This window comes from Pseudomonas thivervalensis (genome assembly GCF_001269655.1).
Lineage (GTDB): Bacteria > Pseudomonadota > Gammaproteobacteria > Pseudomonadales > Pseudomonadaceae > Aquipseudomonas > Aquipseudomonas thivervalensis.
Genome location: NZ_LHVE01000006.1, coordinates 99,043 through 119,160 on the forward strand (window position 1 = coordinate 99,043; position 20,118 = coordinate 119,160).

Sequence of the window (20,118 nt, forward strand, 5' to 3'; positions counted from 1 at the left end):
TTCACGACAGATATTCTCACATTAAGAGAATTCTGCAAATTTCTTTGCATGATCGTCAGTTCTTCAAAAAGAAGGTGCGCGACGGCCTCCCAATGTGCCGATTCGGGCTACCGGCCAGGAAGGGGCCACGAGGATGATCGGGACACTGAAACCGACATCCTGAGAGACCGTCATGAGTGAAGCCAAGCTTGAATCCCTCCATTTCGCGGACGCCCCGCTGATTACCTCCACCATTCCCGGCCCCAAGACCACCGAGGCCCTGGCATTGTCGGCGCGTACCGAGTCGATGGCGCGCGGCGGCGGACGCATGCCCGTGGCCATGGACCGGGCGTTCGGCGCGACCTTCAAGGACGCCGATGGCAATACCTACATCGACCTGTCCGCGGGCGTGGGCGTCAGCAGCGTGGGTCGCTGCCACCCGAAAGTGGTACAGGCCATTCGCGAACAGTCCGAAGTGCTGATGCACGCCCTGGAAGTCAACAGCACCCGGCGCACCGAACTGGCCGCCAAGCTCTCCGAGATCGCGCCCGACGGCTTGCGTGGCGACTGCATCACGTTCTTCACGCAAAGCGGTAGCGATGCGCTGGAGGCGGCCATCAAGTTCGCCAAACGCGTCACCGGGCGGCATCAGATCATCGCTTTCCACGGTGGCTACCACGGCGTGTGGAACGCGTCCGGCGCGCTGACCACAGGCACGGCCTATCGTAAAGGCTACGGTGCCCAGATGGGTGGTGTCATTCACGCCCCCTACCCTTATGCCTACCGCTTTCCCTTCGACACGACCCACAAAAGCGCCGAGCAGATCGCTGGTGAGTACGTGGATTACCTGCTGAACACCCCCTACACCGCCGCCGACGACGTGGCGGCCGTGATCGTGGAACCGGTGCAGGGCGAAGGCGGCTACGTGCCGCCCTCGCCAGAGTTCCTGCAACTGTTGCGCAAGGCCTGCGACCGCAGCGGCGCACTGCTGATCGTCGATGAAGTGCAGTCCGGCGCGGGGCGTACCGGCAAGATGTGGGCGGTCGAGCACTCCGGCGTGAAGCCCGACATGCTCACTTTCGGCAAGGGCATCGGCAGCGACTTGCCAATGGCCGGCCTGATCATGCGCTCGGACCTGGCGGCGGCGATTCCTGACGGATCGATGCCCAACACCTTCGCCGCCAACTCGTTGTCCGCGGCTGTGGCGCTGACCAACATCAGCATTCTCCAGGACCCGGAGCTCGATCTGCTCAACCGGGCCCACACACTGGGGCTCGAAGCTCAAGAACGTATCCGTGGCTTCGGCAGCCCGCTGGTCGGTGAGGTCCGCGGTCGCGGCTTGATGATCGGGATCGAACTGGTCTCGGACCCGACCACCAAGGCGCCACTGGCACCGGAAAAGATCGGCCAACTCATGGGTTACCTGCTGAGCCACGGCGTGCTGATGATTCCCTGCGGTCGCTACAGCAACGTGATGCGCGTCATGCCTTCGCTGACGATTTCACGGGCGCTGTTCTTCAAGGCATTGGACATCTTCGGCGACGCCCTGGACGCCCTCGAGGCGTGACCTGTCCCGACTCCTGCCCATCACCCATGGACTTCAAAATGACTGAGCATTTGAAACACTTCATCGCCGGCGCGTCCTTCGAAGCCTCCGACGGCCGCCGCATCAACCTCGTCAACCCCGTGACGGAACAGGTCTACGGCAGATGCGCGCGCGGCACCGCTGAAGACGTCGACCGTGCTGTGGGAGCGGCACGCAACCAGCTGGAACGTGGCGCCTGGCGTCAGCTCGACGGCGCCCAGCGCGCTCGACTGCTGTCGAAGCTGGCCGACCTGGTGGAACGCGACACCGACGTGCTGGCCGATATGGACGCCGACGCCATTGGCCGCTCGCCGATCGAACCGCGCCGGCTGGACGTGCCCAACGCCGTCGCCAACCTGCGCGCCTCCGCCGGCTGGGCCAACCAGCTCGAGGGGCGGACCATACCCTCCGGCGGCTACTTCGGCACCCAGTCCCTCTCGTACACGGTACGGGAGCCGGTGGGCGTGGTTGGTGCCATCGTTCCCTGGAACTCACCGCTGATGATCACGGTGTGGAAGCTCGCCGCTTTGCTGGCGGCAGGCTGCACCGTGGTCATCAAACCGTCGGAAGAGACGCCACAGTCGGCCTTGCACCTGGCGACACTGGCCCAGGAAGCGGGCTTCCCTGACGGCGTGATCAACGTCGTCACTGGCTACGGCAACGAGGTAGGTCGCGCCCTGTGCGAACACCCCCATGTCGACAAGATCAGCTTTACTGGCAGCCCTGAAGCCGGACGCGAAATCCAGCGCACCGCCGGCGTGCTGTTCAAGCGCGTGGCCCTGGAGCTGGGCGGCAAGAGCCCGCAAATTGTCTTCGACGATGCCTCCTTCGACGATGCGCTGTTCGGCTGCTCCCTCGGCCTGTTCGCCAACCAGGGCCAGGTCTGCGCCGCCGGCTCGCGCATCCTGGTCCAGCGCAATCTCGCCGATCGTTTCGCCGCCGCGCTGGCCGATGCCGCACGCGCCGTCAAGGTGGGCGACCCTCGCCAACCCGGCGTGCAGATGGGGCCGGTGGCCAAGAAAACGCAATTGGATCGCGTCAACCGTTACATCCAATTGGGCATCGACCAAGGTGCGACCCTGCTGGCCGGCGGTGTATCGAACCCCGAACAAGGCTGGTTTGTCCGCCCGACGATCTTCGCCAACGCCCGCAATGACATGGCGATCGCCCGGGACGAGATCTTCGGCCCCGTCGGCACGGTGATCACGTTCGACAGCGAGGATGAGGCCATCGCACTGGCCAACGATTCCAACTACGGCCTTGCCGCTACGGTCTGGACCAGCGACCTGGTGCGGGCGCATCGCGTAGCGGCGGCGGTGAAGGCTGGGGCCGTGGGCATCAACTGTTGGAGCCCGCTGGACGCCAACCTGCCCTGGGGCGGCGTCAAGGCCAGTGGCATTGGCCGAGAAGGCGGATTCAGCGGCGCGCTGGCCTACACCGAAGAGAAGGTTATTACCGTGCTGTTGCCCAACTGAGAGTAACCCCGCACTGACCCGGCCGCCCTCCAAATCGTCATAGCGGGTGGCCGGTCAAAGGTGCATTCCGATGCCTCTGAAGATCGATGGAGAGACCGCGATGAATCCGGTAAATCAAACAATAATTGATCGGTATCCGACGTCCCTGCGGATGTTGCACTGGGTGCGCGCCGTACTTATTGCCGGCCTCCTCTTGGCCGGCTGGCACATGACCGGGCTTGACGACGAAGTGGCGAGTAAATACGAGCTCTATTACCCGTGGCACAAATCCTTCGGGGTGTTGGCATTCCTCGTTGTCCTGGTCCAGATCGCCCTCCGGGTGAAAACGGCCAGGCTGCCGCAACCGCCGGAGACTCTGGCACGGTATGAGCGGGTTTCGTCACGGCTTGCGCACCGCACCCTGTACGCGTTGCTGCTGATCGTGCCGTTGATGGGCTACTCGATGTCGAGCACCTACACGATGAGCGACGGCGTGTTCTTCTTTGGGGTGAACCTTCCGGAATTGCTGGGCAAGAATGACGACTGGTTCGTCGTCTTCCAATGGCTGCATAAAGTGCTCGCCTATACCTTGCTCGGCCTGATCCTGGTGCATGTCGCCGGTGCCCTCAAGCACCGGTTCTATGACCGCGACCCTCGAAACGACGTCCTGCGCCGCATGCTGTAACGCCCTCTACTTAATCACCTCTCCCGCCGGAAGGCGCCACCACGGGTGGCGCCTACGCATCAAGTCCTCTGCTACAGATGCCGCGAGCGGCGACTCAGAACGTCACCCACACGATGAACTGCAAATAAGTGTTGGTTGATGCGCTCCCGCTCTGCAAGCCACCATCCCCGAGCCACTTCCTTGGCTTGTAGAAGCCGACCAATGGCGACAATGTGACGTTGTCCGTCAGCATCCAATCCAGATACAGATCGACCTCCCGCGCGCTGAAGTCCTGTGCATCTCGGTCGGAGAGTTGGTCGTAGTGGAAATACATCGCGTTAAGCGTCAGCTTATCGGTCGGTTGGACCGAGAGCAGCACGTCGTTGATCTGCATGTTCGAGGTGACGGAGCCAGCATAGTTCGCGGCGACTTCACCTTGGTAGCGCTTGCGAAAACCGCCCTGGAACAGGAAATCCCAACCTTCGGAATAACGCGAATACCGGTAACTCACCGCCGGTTGCCATTTGACGTCGGTAAAGGTGTAGCCCGCGTCGAAGAACATCGCCCGCTGCGACCCCGAACGCTTTTCCTGGCGTGCTACTTCGAACGCGAAGTCGGCGTTCTCGATACCGGCATTGCCCTGGCCACGGATGCTGTAGATATCCATGCCCTTGCGCTCCCCCCGATCAGCGAAGACATATCGCTCGTTGACATCCAGACCGTGTACGTACGTCGAACCGATTGAACCGATGGGCGTCGTGTAGTCGACGGTGGCGGCTGCCACTTCAGTCTCCGACTGTCCGGGGTTATCCGACTTCAGCCACATCAGGCTGCCGTGAAGCCCCTGCGTACCGCCCAGTTTCAAGACTGCGGTATTGCCAAACGCTAACCGCGGGCCCAGGTAAAAGGCGCCGCCGCGATTGAACCGGCCGTCCGCAACGCCTGGGATTGGGCTGAAGGCCTTGCCGGGGGCGAACCCGTCGTCAGTGATCAGGAAGCCGTCCACCGTCACAAGCTGTCGGCCGAAGGAGAAATCCACACCGTCCACGCCCAAGCCAGGAATCAGGTCACCTGACTTCCAACCCAGATAGGCGTCTTCCACTGCGGTTCTTCTTTCATTGCCAGCGGTGACCGCGCCTGCGTCGCCGTCGCCCCATGAGCCCGTACTGATAAGGCTGAACCCGCCGTAGACCGAGCCGGCACCGATCTTGTCCGTCGTACCGTTTACACCGTACTTGGCGAAGCCTTCCTGCCACCGCATTCTCCCGGGCTCCTCCTGCGGGTTGGCGAGGTAGTTCTTTTCACTGCCGAACCAGCCAAACCCCGCCCAGAGGTCGGCGTTCAGGACGGTTGCGCCATCGTCTTCGTTGTAGAGCTCATAGGCCTGTGCCTGCGGCGCCAATGAGCAAAGTGCAGCCAACGAAAGTAACGGGGCGTAATGGGGGGTGCGCATGACGTCTCTCCTGTTTTTATATTTATGAGGCGAGTCATGAGTGTTCCGATTCGGCTCGCCCATGGGGTAGCCCAAATCAGCATGTGCTGGGGCCGGCAGCCCATTCCCTTGGTGTCTCCCCGGCCCCGCCGGTAAACATTTCCAGATCCTTGAACGGTTGCCGTTTTGGGCTACGGCCTGCCCAGGCGTCGCCCCTATGCTGGGGCCATAAGAACGCATAAGAACGAGGCACCCGTCATGACCCCAACACCGCTGTTACGTCAGGGGCTTTGCCTGCTGACCATCGTCGCCTGCAGTGCCCTGCCGTCCCTGGCCACTGCCCACCATTCATTCGCGCTGTTCGACCAGACCAAGACAGTCACGGTCAAGGGCGTCGTCGAGCGCTTTGCCTGGACCAATCCGCACATCACGATCTACCTCGATACCCCCGGCCCGCCGCCCCAGCGATTCAAGATCGAGACCGGCAGCGTCAACGCGTTGCAGCGTGCTGGCTGGAGCGCCGATTCGATCAAGGCCGGCGAGAGCGCCGAGGTGTCCTTCAGGCCGCTGAAAAACGGCGATCCGGGCGGACTGCTTGTGGAAATCAAGATCGGTGACGTCGTGCTCACGGGTGGCGGATAGAAGAAGCCCTTCCCAGCTTCATGACCACCGAACCGAGCTAACCCGAACAAGCCAGCCAGCAGCGTGGAGACGTTTCAATGAAACCGACACGAACCTTGAGCGCAGCAACGATCTTCCTCGGCGTCGTCCTCGTGACGGTCGCCGGGATGGGCAGCGCGGCAACGTCCAAATCCCAGAACAACCCGCGCCCGGACATCAGTGGTACCTGGGAAAGAACCCCGGACGACTGGTTCGGTGAGAACCCGGACGATCCGGTGCACCCGGGCGGCCCGATGGATCTGAAGCAACCCTATGCCCGCGAGTACGCCGAGCTGAAAAAGAAACAAGCCGCCGCGAACGAAGCCGGTACGCCCCTGGCCACGACAAGTTCCAAGTGCCTACCCGAAGGCATGCCCACGATGATGGCGGCGCTGTTTCCGATCCAGATCATTCACGACGACAAGCAGGTGATTGTCCTCGGCGAGTACCTCCAGCAGGTGCGCCGGATTCTCCTGAACCAAGCCATGCCGCCCAAAGAGAAACTCGACCCCAAGTACCAGGGCCATTCCCGTGGCCACTGGGAAGGCGACACGCTCGTGGTGGAGACGCAACGCGTGCGAACCGACGTGACGTTCTATGACGTTCCCCACAGTGAAGCGATGAAGATCACCGAGCGCATCAGGCTAAAGGGGCCGGACCTCTTGGAGAACCAGGTGGTGATCGAGGACCCGCAAGTGCTCAACACCCCGTATCGCTTCACGTTCGACTACAAGCGCTCCAACTACGCCATTCAGGAATACGTCTGCGAGAACAACCAGATCGTGATCGACAGCGAGGGCAAGGCGTCCCTCAGCCGTGAGTGAAGCCCTGCCGCGAGGCCAGTGTTGGGACTGCTGCGCAGCCCAGCGGGAGCAAGCTCCGTCGCCACAAGAGGCGGTGTTTACCGCGAGTGGGTGGGCAACATCATGGAATCTGAATACCCACATCGCCCAGCCAAACACAAACCGTGGCGAGGGAGCTTGCTCCCGCTGGGGTGCGAAGCGCCCCCAAACCAGGCTGACGTTGCTCCCTTGGAGATGACCGGATGGAACGACCAATAACTATCAGTCTCCTGCGGCCGGCGCTGCCAGGGGTCCTGCTCACGCTGATCCTCGCCTCGAACGCCTTCGCCGAGGTGCCGCGCATGCCCACGGCCATCGCCATACCGCCCTCCAGCGAGCCACCGCTGTCATCGGCAAAACGGCCGGGCACGGAGCACAGCGATCTCGACAAGTACGGCTACGTAGAGGAGGAGTTTTACCTGCAAGGCGTCGCACCGGCGATTACCGCCGCAGGCAAAACCCTCTTCGAGGCGCCTTACACCACGCGCATCCTGGTACGTAAACCAGCGGACCCGGCGCGCTTCAATGGCACCGTGGTGATGGAGCCGTTCAGTTGGTTTGGTGAGCGTGGCGCCGGATGGATCCTGACCCGCAACTACTTGATACGGCGTGGCTACGCGTATGTCGGCTACACGCTGAACATGAACAAGCCGGCCATCGATCCCAAGTTCATCTCGGACACCCCTGCCGCCGAGGCGGAGCAAATTGCCCAGTACGGACGGATCGTGAACTTCGAGTTCATGCGCCGCTTCGACTATGCCCGCTATGCGCCGTTGGGCACTTATTACGATCCACAGCGTTTCACCCGTGGTGAAGGTCCCGACCCGTTCGTTCCACAGTCACAGGGGATCGCGGCGCAGCTGGCGTTGCTGCTCAAAACCAATGCCGCGCAAGGGCCGTTGGCCGGCCTGGATGTGCAACGCGTCTACGTCAACAGCTGGGCGGTGACGGCGCAAGTCTGGATGGACTACCTCGACCAGGGCCGCCACCAGCAATGGCGCATGCCCGACGCACGGCCGTTGATCGATGCTTACATGACGGGGCGCATGGCCTATGGCGAGGTGGGCGGTGACGTGATCCGGCTGCCGCGGCAGATGCCCGACGGCGTGCCGTTCGTGACCGTCTACAGCCAGTCCGAATTGATGCACGACGTGATCGAAGGCATCGACCTGCCGCCGGACACCGACAGCCCGCAGCTTCGCTATTACGAAGTGACCGGCATGCCCCATCTGCGGCTGGCCGACCTTGGTACGGAACATACCGAACTGTTCGCCGCCGATGTCGGCAAGGGCGACGACCCTCGATGCCGGACGCTGTACGACGAGCCGGCGGAACTGGTCGTCTCGGCCCTCCTCGATGGCATGGACCAATGGGTGCGCGAGGGCAAAACCATGCCGAAGGCGCCGCGGGTGGTGCGCGAGGGCAAGGCCGCCGTGCGCGACCCCGCCACCGGCAACCTGCAAGGGGGCGTACGCCCGCCGTGGATCCAGGTGCCCAGCGCGACCTACCTCACCGACCAGGAGACCGGCTGCGGCCTGATCTACGACACCAAGGTGCCCTATTCCAAGGACGTGCTGGGCCAGCGCTATGGAAGTTTCAGCCGTTACGCACGAGCGTTCGAAGACGCCAAGGGCCTCTCGATCAAGCAAGGCTTTCTCCTCCCGGAAGATGCAACGGACCTGCGTCCGATCGCCAAACCCCAAGACTTCTAACCCAACGTGGAAGCAAAGCAGATGTCATCAGAACTCATCATCGCCTGGATCTACGCGTCACCGTTGAGCACAGCCATCAGGGACCTGTCCTGGGTCGTGCCCACCATCCAGAGCGTTCATATCGTCGCCATCGCGGTGATCTTCGGCGCCGCCGTCATCTCCGACCTCCGACTGGCCGGCGTGCTCGCCGCCGATGAGCCCATGGCCGGCGTCGTGCGCCGTTACTTCCCGTGGATGCGCGCGGCGCTCATCGTCCTGCTCCTCACCGGATTGGTCATGGTCATCGGCGAGCCAGACCGCGTACTCGTCAACACAACATTCTGGCTGAAGATGTTCCTGGTCGTCGCCGTGTTCACACTGGCCTGGTCGATCCGGCGCCCATTGCTGCGCCCCGCCGCTCAGGCACAAGGCGCTGACCAGAAGCTGCCCATCAAGGCGCTGGCCTGGCTGTCGATCGCCCTGTGGTGCGTCGTGATCTTCTGCGGTCGCTGGATCGCCTACTGACCCCAGCGTTTTCAATGAACGTTTTTCCCAGGAGTTCACCATGGACATCCAATCGATACTGCAAGCCCTCGAGGACACTTCGCTCGCCGCCTACATCAGGGAGTCGGGCTCGTTTTTTCCAAACCTGGAGTCGGTGCATGTGATTGGCATCGCCCTCGTGTTCGGCACCATCGCGGTCGTCGACTTGCGCCTGCTCGGCATCGCCTCTCATCGTCGAAGCGCGCTCCGGCTGATCCAGGAGCTGCTGCCCTACACCTGGGTTGCCTTCGCCGCGTGCGTGGTCACCGGCCTGCTCATGTTCACCTCCAATGCCACCACCTATGCGCAGAACAGCGTGTTCTGGTGGAAGATGGGCCTGTTGCTGCTGGCGGGCCTCAACATGGGGTTCTTCCACCTGGGCGCCTATCGTCGGATCGAAGAATGGGACACGACCCTGCCGCCTCCCGGCCAGGCCCGTGTCGCCGGATTCTGCTCGTTGGCGCTGTGGGCGTGCGTGATAGGCCTTGGCCGCTGGATCGGGTTTGTCTGATGGCTCGCCTGTCGCGTGCCTGGTCCGGTGATGACGCCCACGGCGCGATCCGGGTCGTGCGTCCGGCTTCCGGCCGTTGGGAGTCCCTGGCTCTGCTGCTGGCGGCCCTGGCAATCATCGCCAGCGTGACCGGCTACGTGCTGCTGCGCGCGCAGCACGCCGGCCCACCGACGCCCTTGAGTTGGCAGGTGCGTTCCTTCGATGGCCTGGGAGCGGTCGACCAGGCCATCCACAGTGCCCTGCTGCCCGCCGGTGAAGAAATCATCTGGAACAACAACGACACCGGCGGTTGGATCACGCTGACGCGTGCCCAGGATATCTTGCTGCCGCCCTTCTACCGGGACGCCTTTTGGAAGACCAATGGCGAGGTGCACTGGCAACTGATCCTGCCTGGCACGCACCTGCCCCATGCCGGTTCCGTCGATGATCACGACGACGCCGACGTCCCGCCGGACCCGAGTCCCAGCGATGTCTCGCAAGCCACCCAGGGCCAGGGCGCCACGGTCTACTACGGCTCAGGCGGTCACGCGCCCGGCCAGAGCGCCTACCTGCTCGTCATTGGGCACGCCCATGCCGGCGTCATGTGGGCCAACCAGGCCACGATCTGGGTCCATCGCGACCCGAACGCGCCCTACCCCGGCATCGTCAAGCCTGAATCGCTGGTCGGTAGCGGTTGGCGCCAGGTCATCCCTTACGACGGTGCCAGCGAAGTCGAACGTGTAAAAGGAAACCAGCCATGACCGTTTCTACCAGACACCGTGCCCTGTGGCGCCGTTGCCTTGCGCTGCTGGTGCTGATACCCGCCATCGCACTCGCTGGCCCGACTGCGCCCTTGGACAAGAAGCTCAAGATCGGCGTCACCCTGCACCCGTACTACAGCTTCGTGGCGAATATCGTCGGCGATCGGGCCGAGGTCGTTGCGCTCATTCCGGCACAGGCGAATCCGCATAACTATCAGCCGCAGCCCGATGACATCACGCGCGCGATGACCCTCGATGCCCTGGTCGTCAACGGCATCGGCCACGACGAATGGGCCTTCCAGATCGTCAAGGCTGCCGGTCGTGGGGCGACACTGCCGATCATCCAGGCCAATGCCTCGGTGGCCCTGATTCCCATCGGCGGTGACCAGGACGGCGCCAAGGTGGTCAATCCGCACACTTTCGTATCCACCACTGCAGCGATACAGCAGGTCTTCGAGATCACTCGCCGTTTGGGGGAACTGGACCCGCAGAACGCTGCGGCGTATCGACAAAACGCCCTCGCCTATGCCGCACGCATCCGAGCCTTGCGGGCCGGCTTCATGACCCGCTTCGCCGCCCTGGATCTTTCATCGTTCCGCTGCGCGACCACCCATGCCGGCTACGACTACATGATGCAGGAGTTCGGCCTGTTCGTGAGCGCCGTGATCGAGCCCCGTCATGGCGTCGCACCCACGGCGCGCCAGTTGGCCAATACCCTCGACGCCATCAAGAAGGCCAATGTGCGGGTGTTGTTCGCCGAGAAAAACTTCTCCCTCGATCTCGCCAAGCCCATCGAGGCTGCCACCGGCGTGAAGGTCTTCGCGCTGTCTCACATCACCGGCACTGCCTACAGCGCGGACGAATTCGAGGTGGCCATGCGCGAGAACCTCGAGACCTTGGCCGAAGCCGTTGAGTTTACCCAGCGATGAAAAAGGAACAGGTCATGCGCGGTCCCGCCATCGTATTCGATGAGGTCTCCCTGCAACTGGGCGGTACGAAAGTGCTCGACGACGTCAGTTTCCGGGTGGAAGCCGGTGCCCTGCACTGCCTCGTCGGCCCCAACGGCGGAGGCAAGACGTCACTGGTGCGCGCGCTGCTCGGCCAGATGCCGCACTCGGGGACGGTCCGCGTCGAGGGCGAGGTGACGACACCCAGGGGCTATGTCCCGCAATTGCCGGACTTCGACCGCAACGTACCGATGACAGTCAACGATCTCATGGCGCTTCTTGGCCAACGCCGGCCGGCCTTCCTGGGCTCGAACCGAGCCGCCAAGGCCGCCAATGCCGAGGCCCTGGCGCGTACCGGCGTGGCCGGTCTAGGCGCCAAACCCTTTGGCAGCCTGTCCGGTGGTCAGCGCCAGCGCGTGCTACTGGCCCAGGCGATCAGCCCGGCGCCCTGGCTGCTGATCCTCGACGAACCGACCGCAGGCATCGACGAACCGGGCGTGCGACTGGTGGAGGCACTGGTGGCCGAGTTGCACGGTCGTGGCGTCACCATCCTGTGGATCAACCATGACCTGGAACAGGTCCGGCGCATCGCCCAATCCGTGACCGTTATCAACCGACGGGTGTTGTTCCACGGCGCCCCCGACCAAGTCGCTTATTCACTGGAGGGGGCCCAATGAGCGCCCTGTACGACTTCATTCGCAACCACCTGCAGGCGCTCGCCGCCAGTGGTTTGCTGCCGCAGCCGTTCGAGTACGAGTTCGTGATCAATGCACTGCTCTGCGCGGTGCTCATCGGCCCGCTGCTGGGCGTGCTGGGCTCGATGGTGATGATCAAGCGCATGGCGTTCTTCAGTCAGTCCGTGGGTAATGCGGCGATGACCGGCGTCGCCATTGGCGTGCTGATCGGCGAATCCTATACCTCCCCCTACTTCTCGATGTTTGGCTTCTGCTTGCTGTTCGCCTTGACGCTGAAATACACACAGCACCGAACCACGCTGGCCAATGACACGCTGATTGGCGTGTTCCTGTCCATCTCCCTGGCGGTCGGGGCCTCGCTGCTGTTGTTCGTCTCGGCGAAGATCAACACCCACGTGATGGAAAGCGTGCTGTTCGGTTCCATCCTGGCGGTGGACCACACCGACATGAATGTGCTGCTTGGCGTCACGGCGCTGTGTGCGCTGCTCGGGCTGCCGCTGTACAACGGCATGCTGTTGGCCAGCCTCAATCCAAGCCTGGCCCACGCCCGCGGCGTGCGGGTGCGAAGCGTCGAGTACCTGTTTGTCGTGCTGGTCACCCTGGTGACGGTCGCCTGCCTGAAAATCATTGGTGCCGTGCTCGTCGAAGCCCTGCTGCTCATACCAGCCGCGGCAGCACGCAACATCAGCCGTTCGCTGCCGGGGCTGGTCGCACGCGCCATTCTGATTGCGACCTTTTCCTGCGTGGTGGGCATCCTGGCGCCGATGCAATTCCACATCCCCGTACCGACGGGCGGCGCAATCGTGATCGTCGCCGCCCTGGTGTTCGTCGCCACCACCGTCATGCGCGCCACTGCGTCCCGGTTCAGGGGGGCCAGCGTATGAATAGGAAAAGGCTATATAGGTCTTGGTTGACGATGTTGACGCTGCTGGGCCTCGCGTTTTCGGTCTTTGCCGATACCGGCAAGCAGCAAGTGCTGGTCGCGTTGCCTGCCGTGTATGCGCTCACCTCGGCACTCAGCGCCGGCACGGCCCTTGAGATCGTTCGTGTTCCGACGGACGCGGCCGTGCCCATGGAAAGCCAGGCCAACGCGCTGTCGCACCTGGACGCCGCGGTGTTCCAGCAAGCCGAAGCCGTGGTCACCCTCAGCAATCTCTGGCGTGCGGATCCGCTGTATGCGACGGCACGCCGCCACAACTTGCGGATCGTCGAGATCGATGCCTCTCGCTCGTGGGACGCCGTCAAGCCCGGCGTGGCTGCGACCCGCGCGCCGGCGAACGACGTGCCCTGGGCCGCGGCGAGCGATGTTGATGAAGGCCCATCGCCGTACGCCTGGCTCGGCCCCGTCAATGCCATGCGCATGTCGGCGCTGATCGCCACCGACCTGGCACGCCTGTCCCCCGCCGATACGCCGCGCATAGAGCACAACCTCGCCGCGCTCGAAAGCCGCTTGCGCCGGCTCAAGGCCGACTACGGTGCCCGGCTGACGGCAGTGCCGGATCTGCGCGTGCTGTCGCTGGCCAATGAATTCATCTACCTGTTCGGCGAGTTCGGCGTCTTTGTCGACGGTTGGTTTATTCGCCAGGACCTCGACTGGAGCGACGCCGACCGCGCTGCGCTGACCCGCTATCTGCGCGAGCGTGACATCCGCGTGGTGGTCCACAAGTGGGCACCGGACGCCAGGATTGCCCAGGCCATCGAGGACGGGGGCGCCCGACTGCTGATCCTCGATACGGGCAACCCGGGCAGGCTCGCCGACACGGCCAGCGGATACGAAGCACTCCTGGGCTCGAACCTGGAAGACTTGCTGGCAGCCTTCGCCGCGACTGACAACGACAGTAGTCAGTCGCCTCCCCACTGATCGATCTTGACGAAGAGACGTTATGAAATTCATAGATTCAGCACTGCGGATACCGATGGCAGGCGCTCTGCTGGTCTGCCAGGCAACCTTCGCCCACGGCCCTGTCTTCGATTGCTACATCGAGGGCGATAACCAAGTGAAGTGCGAGGCGGGCTTCACCGATGGCAGTTCGGCCGCCGGCAGACAAATCCACGTCCAGGACCCGAGCAACAAGGTGTTGCTCCAAGGCGAGGTCGACAAGGACAACACCTACTCCTTCCAGCCCCCCGCCGGGAACTACTCCGTAGTTTTCCTCGGTGGAGCCGGCCATGAGATCACGATTCAGTCTTCCGACATTTCAAGGTAAAAACGACCATGACGTTCAAACGAAAACTGCTCCAAGCCCTGGCCGCTACGACATTCACTGGCTTGACCGGCGCCGCACAGGCCCATTTCCAGATGCTCTACCTCGAAGAAACGGCGCTGCAGCGCGCGGAAAAACTCGAGTTCGCGCTGGTGTTCACTCATCCGTTCTCGGGCGGTCCGACCATGGACATGGGTACACCTCGGGCCTTCAGCCACACCAGCGCCCACGGCGGGGAAAAAATCGATCTGCGCCAATACTTGCGCCCCATCGAGTGGCAGAGTCGCGACAACCGGACGACGGCCTATCGTGCCTCGATTCCACGGGAGCTGGTGCGCTCACTGGGTGACCATATCTTCGTACTCGAACCCGAGCCTTACCTGGAAACCGAGGAGGACGTGTATATCCAACAGTTCACCAAGCTGATCGTGAACGTGGGCGGAGTCCCCAGCAACTGGGCAGAACCACAAGGGTTACCGGTTGAGATCCAGCCATTGAACAAGCCTTATGCCAACTGGACCGGCGGTGTGTTCCGCGCCGTGGTGCTGGCCGATGGCAAGCCTGTGCCGTTCGCCGAGGTCGAAATCGAATACGTCAACCACTCCGTTGATCTCGAGAAAAACGCCTTCGGCCAGCAAGACTATGTCACGGCGCCCCAAGCGTCATTCAAAGCCCAGAGCACGTACTCGGACGCCCAAGGCATCGTGACCATCGGCCTGCCCCGGGCCGGCTGGTGGGGCATCGCGGCGCTTGACATCGGTGCGACGAAAACCCACAAGGGCAAGCCCCTGTCACAGGATGCAGTGCTGTGGGTGCAGGCCAGGGACATGAAGTGACCCGACGCCATGGCTCATCGCGTTGTCATCCGCGGTTGTTCACCCGTGAGCCTTTGCCCTGCCCTCGGCACGTACAGCGAACAAGAACGCCAGCGCCAGGGCAACTTCCACCAGCACCGCCGGCACAATGCCCGCCTCGACATTTCCCACGGCCCACTCGCCCAGCCCCAACAGCGCAAGCAGCAGGCACGTGGTGACAAACCCCGCCACCACGGAGGTTCGTCCTGGCGAAGGCGGCGCATTGCGTGCCAACAGCAGCGCAACCCCGATGCCTGCATAGAGCGGTGCCGCGCGCCGGCCTACCAACCCCGTGACACCGCCGTCGAAGACCACACCCCAATTGGCCAATAACGTGGCCGGGGCGAACAACCAGATGGCCGCCAACGCAAAAAACAACAGCGCCGAAAACGTCGCCAGATAGCGGAAAGCGCGAGAAGCGTTGTTCATGCGTTCACGTCCACGACCGTTCGCCCGCGCACCTTGCCTTCCAGTACCCGACCGGCAATGGCCGGAACCTCTGCCAAGCCAACCACTTGGGTGGTACGGGCCAGCTTGCTCAAATCCAGGTCTTGCGCGAGTCGCGCCCAGGCTTGCAGGCGCACCGCTTGCGGGGCATTGACCGAGTCGATGCCAGCCAACGTCACGTTGCGCAGGATGAACGGCAGCACCGAACCGGGCAGGTCCGCGCCCTGGGCCAGGCCGAAGGCGGCGACAACGCCACGGTATTGGGTTTGTGCCAAGGCATTGGCCAGGGTATGGCTGCCGACCGAATCAATGACGCCAGCCCAGCGCTCTTTGGCGATGGGAGCGCCCGCCTGGGACAAGGTGTGGCGATCGATGATCTGCGCCGCACCGAGGCCACGCAGATAGTCGGCTTCCTCTTGGCGCCCGGTCGAGGCCACCACTTGATAGCCCAGGCCCGACAGCAGTGCGATGGCCACCGAGCCGGCGCCGCCGCTGGCACCGGTGACCAGGATATCGCCACGATCCGGAGTCAGTCCGCCATGCTCCAACGCCAGAACGCTGAGCATCGCCGTGTAACCTGCCGTCCCGATGGCCATGGCTTCCCGGGTGGAGAAAACGTCTGGGATTTTGACCAGCCAGTCGCCGTTCACCCGCGCCTTTTGCGCAAAACCGCCGTGGTGGGTCTGGCTCAGCCCCCAACCGTTGACCAGCACACGGTCGCCGGTCTTGAAGCCCAGGTGACTGGACGTTTCGACGATACCGGCGAAGTCGATGCCCGGAATCAGCGGAAACTGGCGAATGACCGGCGAGCGCCCGCTCAGGGCCATGGCGTCCTTGTAATTGACGGTGGAAAACTCGATCGCGACGGTGACGTCACCGGGCATCAGGTCCTCATCCTTGAAGTCGACCAACTGGGTCGAGATCGCTTCGCCGGTCTTGGTCGTGAGCAGCGCCTTGAATGTCATCGTTTTTGTCCTGTTCGTTCAAACGGATCGTCATCGCTGCGCTGCGGATGCACCAGACACCGCGACGGTTATGGCCAAGCAGGGTCAGTGTGCCTGAGACGGCCATTTGGTTTCGAGTTGCAGCGCCTTGCGGATACCCGAGTCCAGCAAGCGCGCCGGCGCGAAGCTGCGCAGGAACTGTAGCTGACCGGCCGCTTTGCCAGCGGTATAGCGCAACTTCGGACGCGCGGCGCGCGCGGCCTGGAGCACCACCTCGGCGACCACGTCGGGACCGTCGGCGGTCGCCATGGCCTGGTTCACCACTTTGGTCACTTTTATCCGAACGTCCTGGTACACGTCGAGCTTGGCGTCGGGTTGGAGGTTGTTGCTCTCGAATTGGGTCTTGGTATAGCCGGGCTCGACGACGGTGACCCTGATGCCGTGTGTGCGCAATTCGTGATCCAGCGCCTGCGAATAACCTTCCACCGCATGCTTGCTCGCCGAATAAAGGGCGGCATAAGGAACGGGCACGACGCCGAGGATGGAACCGATGTTGATGATGCGACCAACACCTTGGCGTCGCATGTGTGGCACCACCGCGCGAGTGGTCCGTACGATGCCGAGGAAGTTGGTATCGAAAAGGGCCTTGGCCTGCTCGACGGAACTCTCCTCCGCCGCTGCGGGCGCGATGCCGAAGCCGGCATTGTTGACCAGCAGATCAATCCGCCCCTCCAACGTCAGTAACTCCTGGATGGCCGCTTCGACGCTGGCATCGTCAGTGACATCGAGCACCAGCAGTGGAAACCCCTGCTGCCCCGCCTGCCCGCCTCGTCGGCTGGTGCCGTAGACGCTGTAGCCTGCGGCCACGAGCTTGTGTGCAATGGCTTCCCCGATACCGGATGAAGCGCCGGTCACTAACGCTACGCGTTTGTTGATCATCATGAATGTCCTTCCGGTTATCGACGTTATCCGGTCAGAGATCGCAACTGTGGTCTTGGATCATCGACTGGCAGCGTTATGATGATGGTCATAATCGTAGCGGTCAATTACTTTGATGCTGATTGACATCAATAAGATCAATAGCCATATTGTTCCTGGCACTTGAATACATCCGTGCTCATGAAATCAATGAATTAACAAGGCAGTCGACGAACTTGTGGCGAGGAGTTTGTTCCGCTTGAGCGGGCTGGCGCTCCAGCGAGAAGCGCCCACAAAAGGGCTGCTAAGCAGCCCTGCGGGAGGGACCCAGGCCCCTGAGCCGCTCTATCAGACGATCAGATCGGTGGCATTGAGGGAATTGACACCCACGAGCTGGATTTCAAAATCCGCCCCCAGATCGCCGTTGACGTTGCCGTAAAGCATGTGGTCGACGAAGCGCAGTTGTCCGGCGGTCGTGAACTCATTCGAGTCGATGAAGCTGAATTTGTTGAGCGTAGCGGTCAGGACATTGGCATCGAATTTCGACAGGTCAATTTTGTCGCCCTCAAGGCTGCTGAAGTCGAAAATGACGTCTCGACCACTGCCTGTACCCAGCTCATTCAACGCACTGAAAACAAATCGGTCGGCTCCGACACCGCCGATGAGGGTATCAGTGCCAATGCCGCCAATCAGCGTATCCTGCCCAGCCCCGCCATTGAGCACGTTGTTGCCAGTATTACCGGCGAGTACGTTGCCCAAGGTGTTACCGGTGGCATCGACATGGGCAGTGCCAGTCAGGATCAGGTTTTCCAGGTTAGCACCCAGGCTCCAGCTCACCGAAGAACTCACGGCATCGATTTCGCTGGCCAAGGTGCTGGTTTCGCTGACAACGTCCCCGAGGTTATCGACCACGTAGACATCATTGCCGGCACCACCGTTCAGGATATCCGCGCCGCCCAGGCCATTGAGCACGTTGTTGCCGGCATTTCCGACGAGTACGTTGCCCAAGGTGTTGCCGACGGCATTGATGTGGGCAGCGCCCGTCAGGATCAGGTTTTCCAGGTTAGCGCCCAGGTTCCAGCTCACCGAAGAACTCACGGCATCGATTTCGCTGGCCAAGGTGCTGGTTTCGCTGACAACGTCCCCGAGGTTATCGACCACGTAGATATCATTGCCGGCACCACCGTTCAGGATATCCGCGCCGCCCAGGCCATTGAGCACGTTGTTGCCGACATTTCCGACGAGTACGTTGCCCAAAGTGTTGCCGGCGGCATTTATGTGGGCAATGCCCGTCAGGATCAGGTTTTCCAGGTTAGCGCCCAGGCTCCAGCTCACCGAAGAGCTCACGGCATCGATTTCGCTGGCCAAGGTGCTGGTTTCGCTGACAACGTCGCCGAGGTTATCGACCATGTAGATATCATTGCCGGCACCACCGTTCAGGATATCCGCGCCGCCCAGGCCATTGAGCACGTTGTTGCCGACATTTCCGACGAGTACGTTACCCAAGGCATTGCCGGCAGCATTGACGTGGGCAGTGCCCGTCAGGATCAGGTTTTCCAGGTTAGCGCCCAGGCTCCAGCTCACCGAAGAACTCACGGCATCGACTTCGCTGGCCAAGGTGCTGGTTTCGCTGACAACGTCCCCGAGGTTATCGATCATGTAGATATCATTGCCGGCACCACCGACCAGGATATCCGCGCCGCCCAGGCCATTGAGCACGTTGTTGCCGACATTTCCGACGAGTACGTTGCCCAAGGTGTTGCCGGTGGCATTGACGTGGGCAGTGTCCGTCAGGATCAGGTTTTCCAGGTTAGCGCCCAGGCTCCAGCTCATCGAAGAACGCACGGCATCGATTTCGCTGGCCAAGGTGCTGGTTTCGCTGACAACGTCCCCGAGGTTATCGACCACGTAGATATCATTGCCGGTACCGCCGATCATCGTGTCACTGCCGATACCGCCGATCATCGTGTCATTGCCGGCACGACCGTCCAGAACGTTGGCCAACGCATTGCCAATGAGGCTGTCATCATTGGCCGAGCCGACTGCGTTCTCAATTTTGGCACCGTAGGCGATCGCCAATCCTTCATTGAAGGCCGTCTGGGTGTCGAGTTTCAGAAACGTTTGGCCGATCTTGCTGAACTGGCCTTCATTCAGGTTGATGCTGACCGCTGCCAGCTGATTGCTTGCGTCGATCGTGTCAGTGCCGCCGGCGTCCCAAATCGTCTCGAAAACCGATTGGCTGGCCCCCCAGCTATACGTGTTATTACCGGTCTGCCATTGAGTATTGGCCCCATAGAGACTCTGGATGGCGGCAATGTCCAGCAGCATGGGGGTGGTCGGTTCATAAGAATACGAGGTGTTGTAACTCATGATGGTATTGCTGACATCATCGAACTGACTTGCAAGCACTGTGGTGTTTGACTGGCTCTGGGAGAACGGGTGCTTGAGGCCAAGTGCATGGCCGATCTCATGCATAAAAACCAGATAGTCATATGTGCCCTTGTCGGGGGTCGGGTTGTTCGTCACTGGCCCGAGCCAGACATCACCGCCGCTGGGGGTATCTGCGGGAAAATAGCCCCAGGCCGCGGTGTCGCTATCCATATTCAGATAACCGCCGAATCGCAGATCGCCTACGGTGGCGGTGGACTCGCTGACCTGGGTGAATTTGATATTGGCAACCGAGCTCCACATGTTGAGCGCACGGGTAATGCCACTTTGCTGGGCTGACGTCAGGACGTAGCCGGCCTCATACTCATTTTCACTGCTGTAGATGCTGGCAAAACGTGAAGTCTCAGTCATGAAACTGTACGTCAGCGGCGTGGTGAACGTACCGGTGCTCCAGGTGTTGCCCATCCAATAGGTACCGGCCAGCAAGCTGTCGACTTGCGCATTGCCGGTCAGCGTTGCCGACGAAGAAAATGAATAACCAACGGGAGTAGGCATGCGAAGCTTCCTGTGAACAATCTGCGACCTTCCGAAATGCGGCCGCTACAAAGGGGTTATTTTGC

At 62.0% G+C, this 20,118-nt stretch carries 20 protein-coding genes; 15 read left to right on the forward strand and 5 right to left on the reverse strand.

All coding sequences use genetic code 11. The features are described 5' to 3' along the window. Positions 1 to 172 precede the first annotated feature (172 nt). The 3 genes from AD659_RS06435 to AD659_RS06445 all read left to right on the forward strand — a co-directional run bounded on the left by AD659_RS06435 (position 173) and on the right by AD659_RS06445 (position 3,703). Positions 173 to 1,546, forward strand: a complete 1,374-nt coding sequence (locus AD659_RS06435) for an aspartate aminotransferase family protein (RefSeq protein WP_053119426.1) — start codon at positions 173 to 175, stop codon at positions 1,544 to 1,546. Between the two features lie 38 nt (positions 1,547 to 1,584). Beyond that, a complete protein-coding gene (locus AD659_RS06440) occupies positions 1,585 to 3,039 on the forward strand; it encodes an aldehyde dehydrogenase family protein (RefSeq protein WP_053119974.1) in 1,455 nt (484 codons plus the stop codon). 100 nt (positions 3,040 to 3,139) lie between these two features. Next, positions 3,140 to 3,703 (forward strand): cytochrome b, encoded by a 564-nt coding sequence (locus AD659_RS06445; protein WP_053119428.1) that lies wholly within the window; start codon positions 3,140 to 3,142, stop codon positions 3,701 to 3,703. Positions 3,704 to 3,797: 94 nt separating this feature from the next. Here AD659_RS06445 and AD659_RS06450 read toward each other — a convergent pair whose 3' ends face one another. Beyond that, on the reverse strand, positions 3,798 to 5,135 hold the full coding sequence (locus AD659_RS06450; protein WP_053119430.1) for an alginate export family protein: 1,338 nt from the start codon (positions 5,133 to 5,135) through the stop codon (positions 3,798 to 3,800). A 237-nt stretch (positions 5,136 to 5,372) separates the two neighbouring features. On the opposite strand from AD659_RS06450, the gene AD659_RS06455 reads away from it, so the two are divergent. The 12 genes from AD659_RS06455 (at position 5,373) to AD659_RS06510 (ending at position 14,783) form a co-directional block, all read left to right on the forward strand. After that, complete coding sequence (locus AD659_RS06455) at positions 5,373 to 5,756, forward strand: DUF6152 family protein (RefSeq protein WP_053119432.1); 384 nt, start codon at positions 5,373 to 5,375, stop codon at positions 5,754 to 5,756. 77 nt (positions 5,757 to 5,833) lie between these two features. Further along, positions 5,834 to 6,598: a hypothetical protein gene (locus tag AD659_RS06460; RefSeq protein ID WP_053119434.1), complete on the forward strand. Its 765-nt coding sequence runs from the start codon at positions 5,834 to 5,836 to the stop codon at positions 6,596 to 6,598. A 221-nt stretch (positions 6,599 to 6,819) separates the two neighbouring features. Beyond that, positions 6,820 to 8,328 (forward strand): alpha/beta hydrolase domain-containing protein, encoded by a 1,509-nt coding sequence (locus tag AD659_RS06465; RefSeq protein WP_082341943.1) that lies wholly within the window; start codon positions 6,820 to 6,822, stop codon positions 8,326 to 8,328. A gap of 21 nt (positions 8,329 to 8,349) precedes the next feature. After that, positions 8,350 to 8,832, forward strand: coding sequence for a DUF6644 family protein (locus AD659_RS06470; protein WP_053119436.1), 483 nt, complete (start codon positions 8,350 to 8,352; stop codon positions 8,830 to 8,832). A 40-nt stretch (positions 8,833 to 8,872) separates the two neighbouring features. Next, a complete protein-coding gene (locus tag AD659_RS06475; protein WP_053119438.1) occupies positions 8,873 to 9,361 on the forward strand; it encodes a DUF6644 family protein in 489 nt (162 codons plus the stop codon). After that, a complete protein-coding gene (locus AD659_RS06480; protein ID WP_053119439.1) occupies positions 9,361 to 10,101 on the forward strand; it encodes a DUF6162 family protein in 741 nt (246 codons plus the stop codon). The genes AD659_RS06475 and AD659_RS06480 overlap by 1 nt, the downstream gene beginning before the upstream one ends. Then, positions 10,098 to 11,030 (forward strand): metal ABC transporter solute-binding protein, Zn/Mn family, encoded by a 933-nt coding sequence (locus AD659_RS06485; protein ID WP_053119441.1) that lies wholly within the window; start codon positions 10,098 to 10,100, stop codon positions 11,028 to 11,030. Before AD659_RS06480 ends, AD659_RS06485 begins: the two co-directional genes overlap by 4 nt. 14 nt (positions 11,031 to 11,044) lie before the next feature. Next, the gene (locus tag AD659_RS06490) at positions 11,045 to 11,725 is read left to right on the forward strand and encodes a metal ABC transporter ATP-binding protein (RefSeq protein ID WP_231987678.1); all 681 of its coding nucleotides are present in this window, start codon (positions 11,045 to 11,047) and stop codon (positions 11,723 to 11,725) included. Continuing rightward, a complete protein-coding gene (locus AD659_RS06495; protein ID WP_053119445.1) occupies positions 11,722 to 12,627 on the forward strand; it encodes a metal ABC transporter permease in 906 nt (301 codons plus the stop codon). The genes AD659_RS06490 and AD659_RS06495 overlap by 4 nt, the downstream gene beginning before the upstream one ends. Further along, the gene (locus AD659_RS06500) at positions 12,624 to 13,604 is read left to right on the forward strand and encodes a metal ABC transporter substrate-binding protein (RefSeq protein WP_231987677.1); all 981 of its coding nucleotides are present in this window, start codon (positions 12,624 to 12,626) and stop codon (positions 13,602 to 13,604) included. The genes AD659_RS06495 and AD659_RS06500 overlap by 4 nt, the downstream gene beginning before the upstream one ends. A gap of 22 nt (positions 13,605 to 13,626) precedes the next feature. Further along, positions 13,627 to 13,950 carry a hypothetical protein gene (locus AD659_RS06505; RefSeq protein ID WP_053119449.1) on the forward strand — a complete coding sequence of 108 codons (324 nt, stop codon included), beginning with the start codon at positions 13,627 to 13,629 and terminating at the stop codon, positions 13,948 to 13,950. A gap of 8 nt (positions 13,951 to 13,958) precedes the next feature. Further along, entirely contained in the window at positions 13,959 to 14,783 is an 825-nt protein-coding gene (locus AD659_RS06510; RefSeq protein WP_053119451.1) for a DUF4198 domain-containing protein, read from the forward strand. Positions 14,784 to 14,822: 39 nt separating this feature from the next. On the opposite strand, the gene AD659_RS06515 is transcribed toward AD659_RS06510, so the two are convergent. The 4 genes from AD659_RS06515 to AD659_RS06530 form a co-directional block, all read right to left on the reverse strand. Further along, positions 14,823 to 15,230: a hypothetical protein gene (locus AD659_RS06515; protein ID WP_053119453.1), complete on the reverse strand. Its 408-nt coding sequence runs from the start codon at positions 15,228 to 15,230 to the stop codon at positions 14,823 to 14,825. Then, the gene (acuI, locus tag AD659_RS06520; protein WP_053119454.1) at positions 15,227 to 16,213 is read right to left on the reverse strand and encodes an acrylyl-CoA reductase (NADPH); all 987 of its coding nucleotides are present in this window, start codon (positions 16,211 to 16,213) and stop codon (positions 15,227 to 15,229) included. Before acuI ends, AD659_RS06515 begins: the two co-directional genes overlap by 4 nt. A gap of 84 nt (positions 16,214 to 16,297) precedes the next feature. Continuing rightward, entirely contained in the window at positions 16,298 to 17,131 is an 834-nt protein-coding gene (locus tag AD659_RS06525) for an oxidoreductase (RefSeq protein ID WP_053119456.1), read from the reverse strand. A gap of 327 nt (positions 17,132 to 17,458) precedes the next feature. Further along, entirely contained in the window at positions 17,459 to 20,053 is a 2,595-nt protein-coding gene (locus AD659_RS06530; RefSeq protein WP_053119458.1) for a M10 family metallopeptidase, read from the reverse strand. Positions 20,054 to 20,118: the final 65 nt, after the last annotated feature.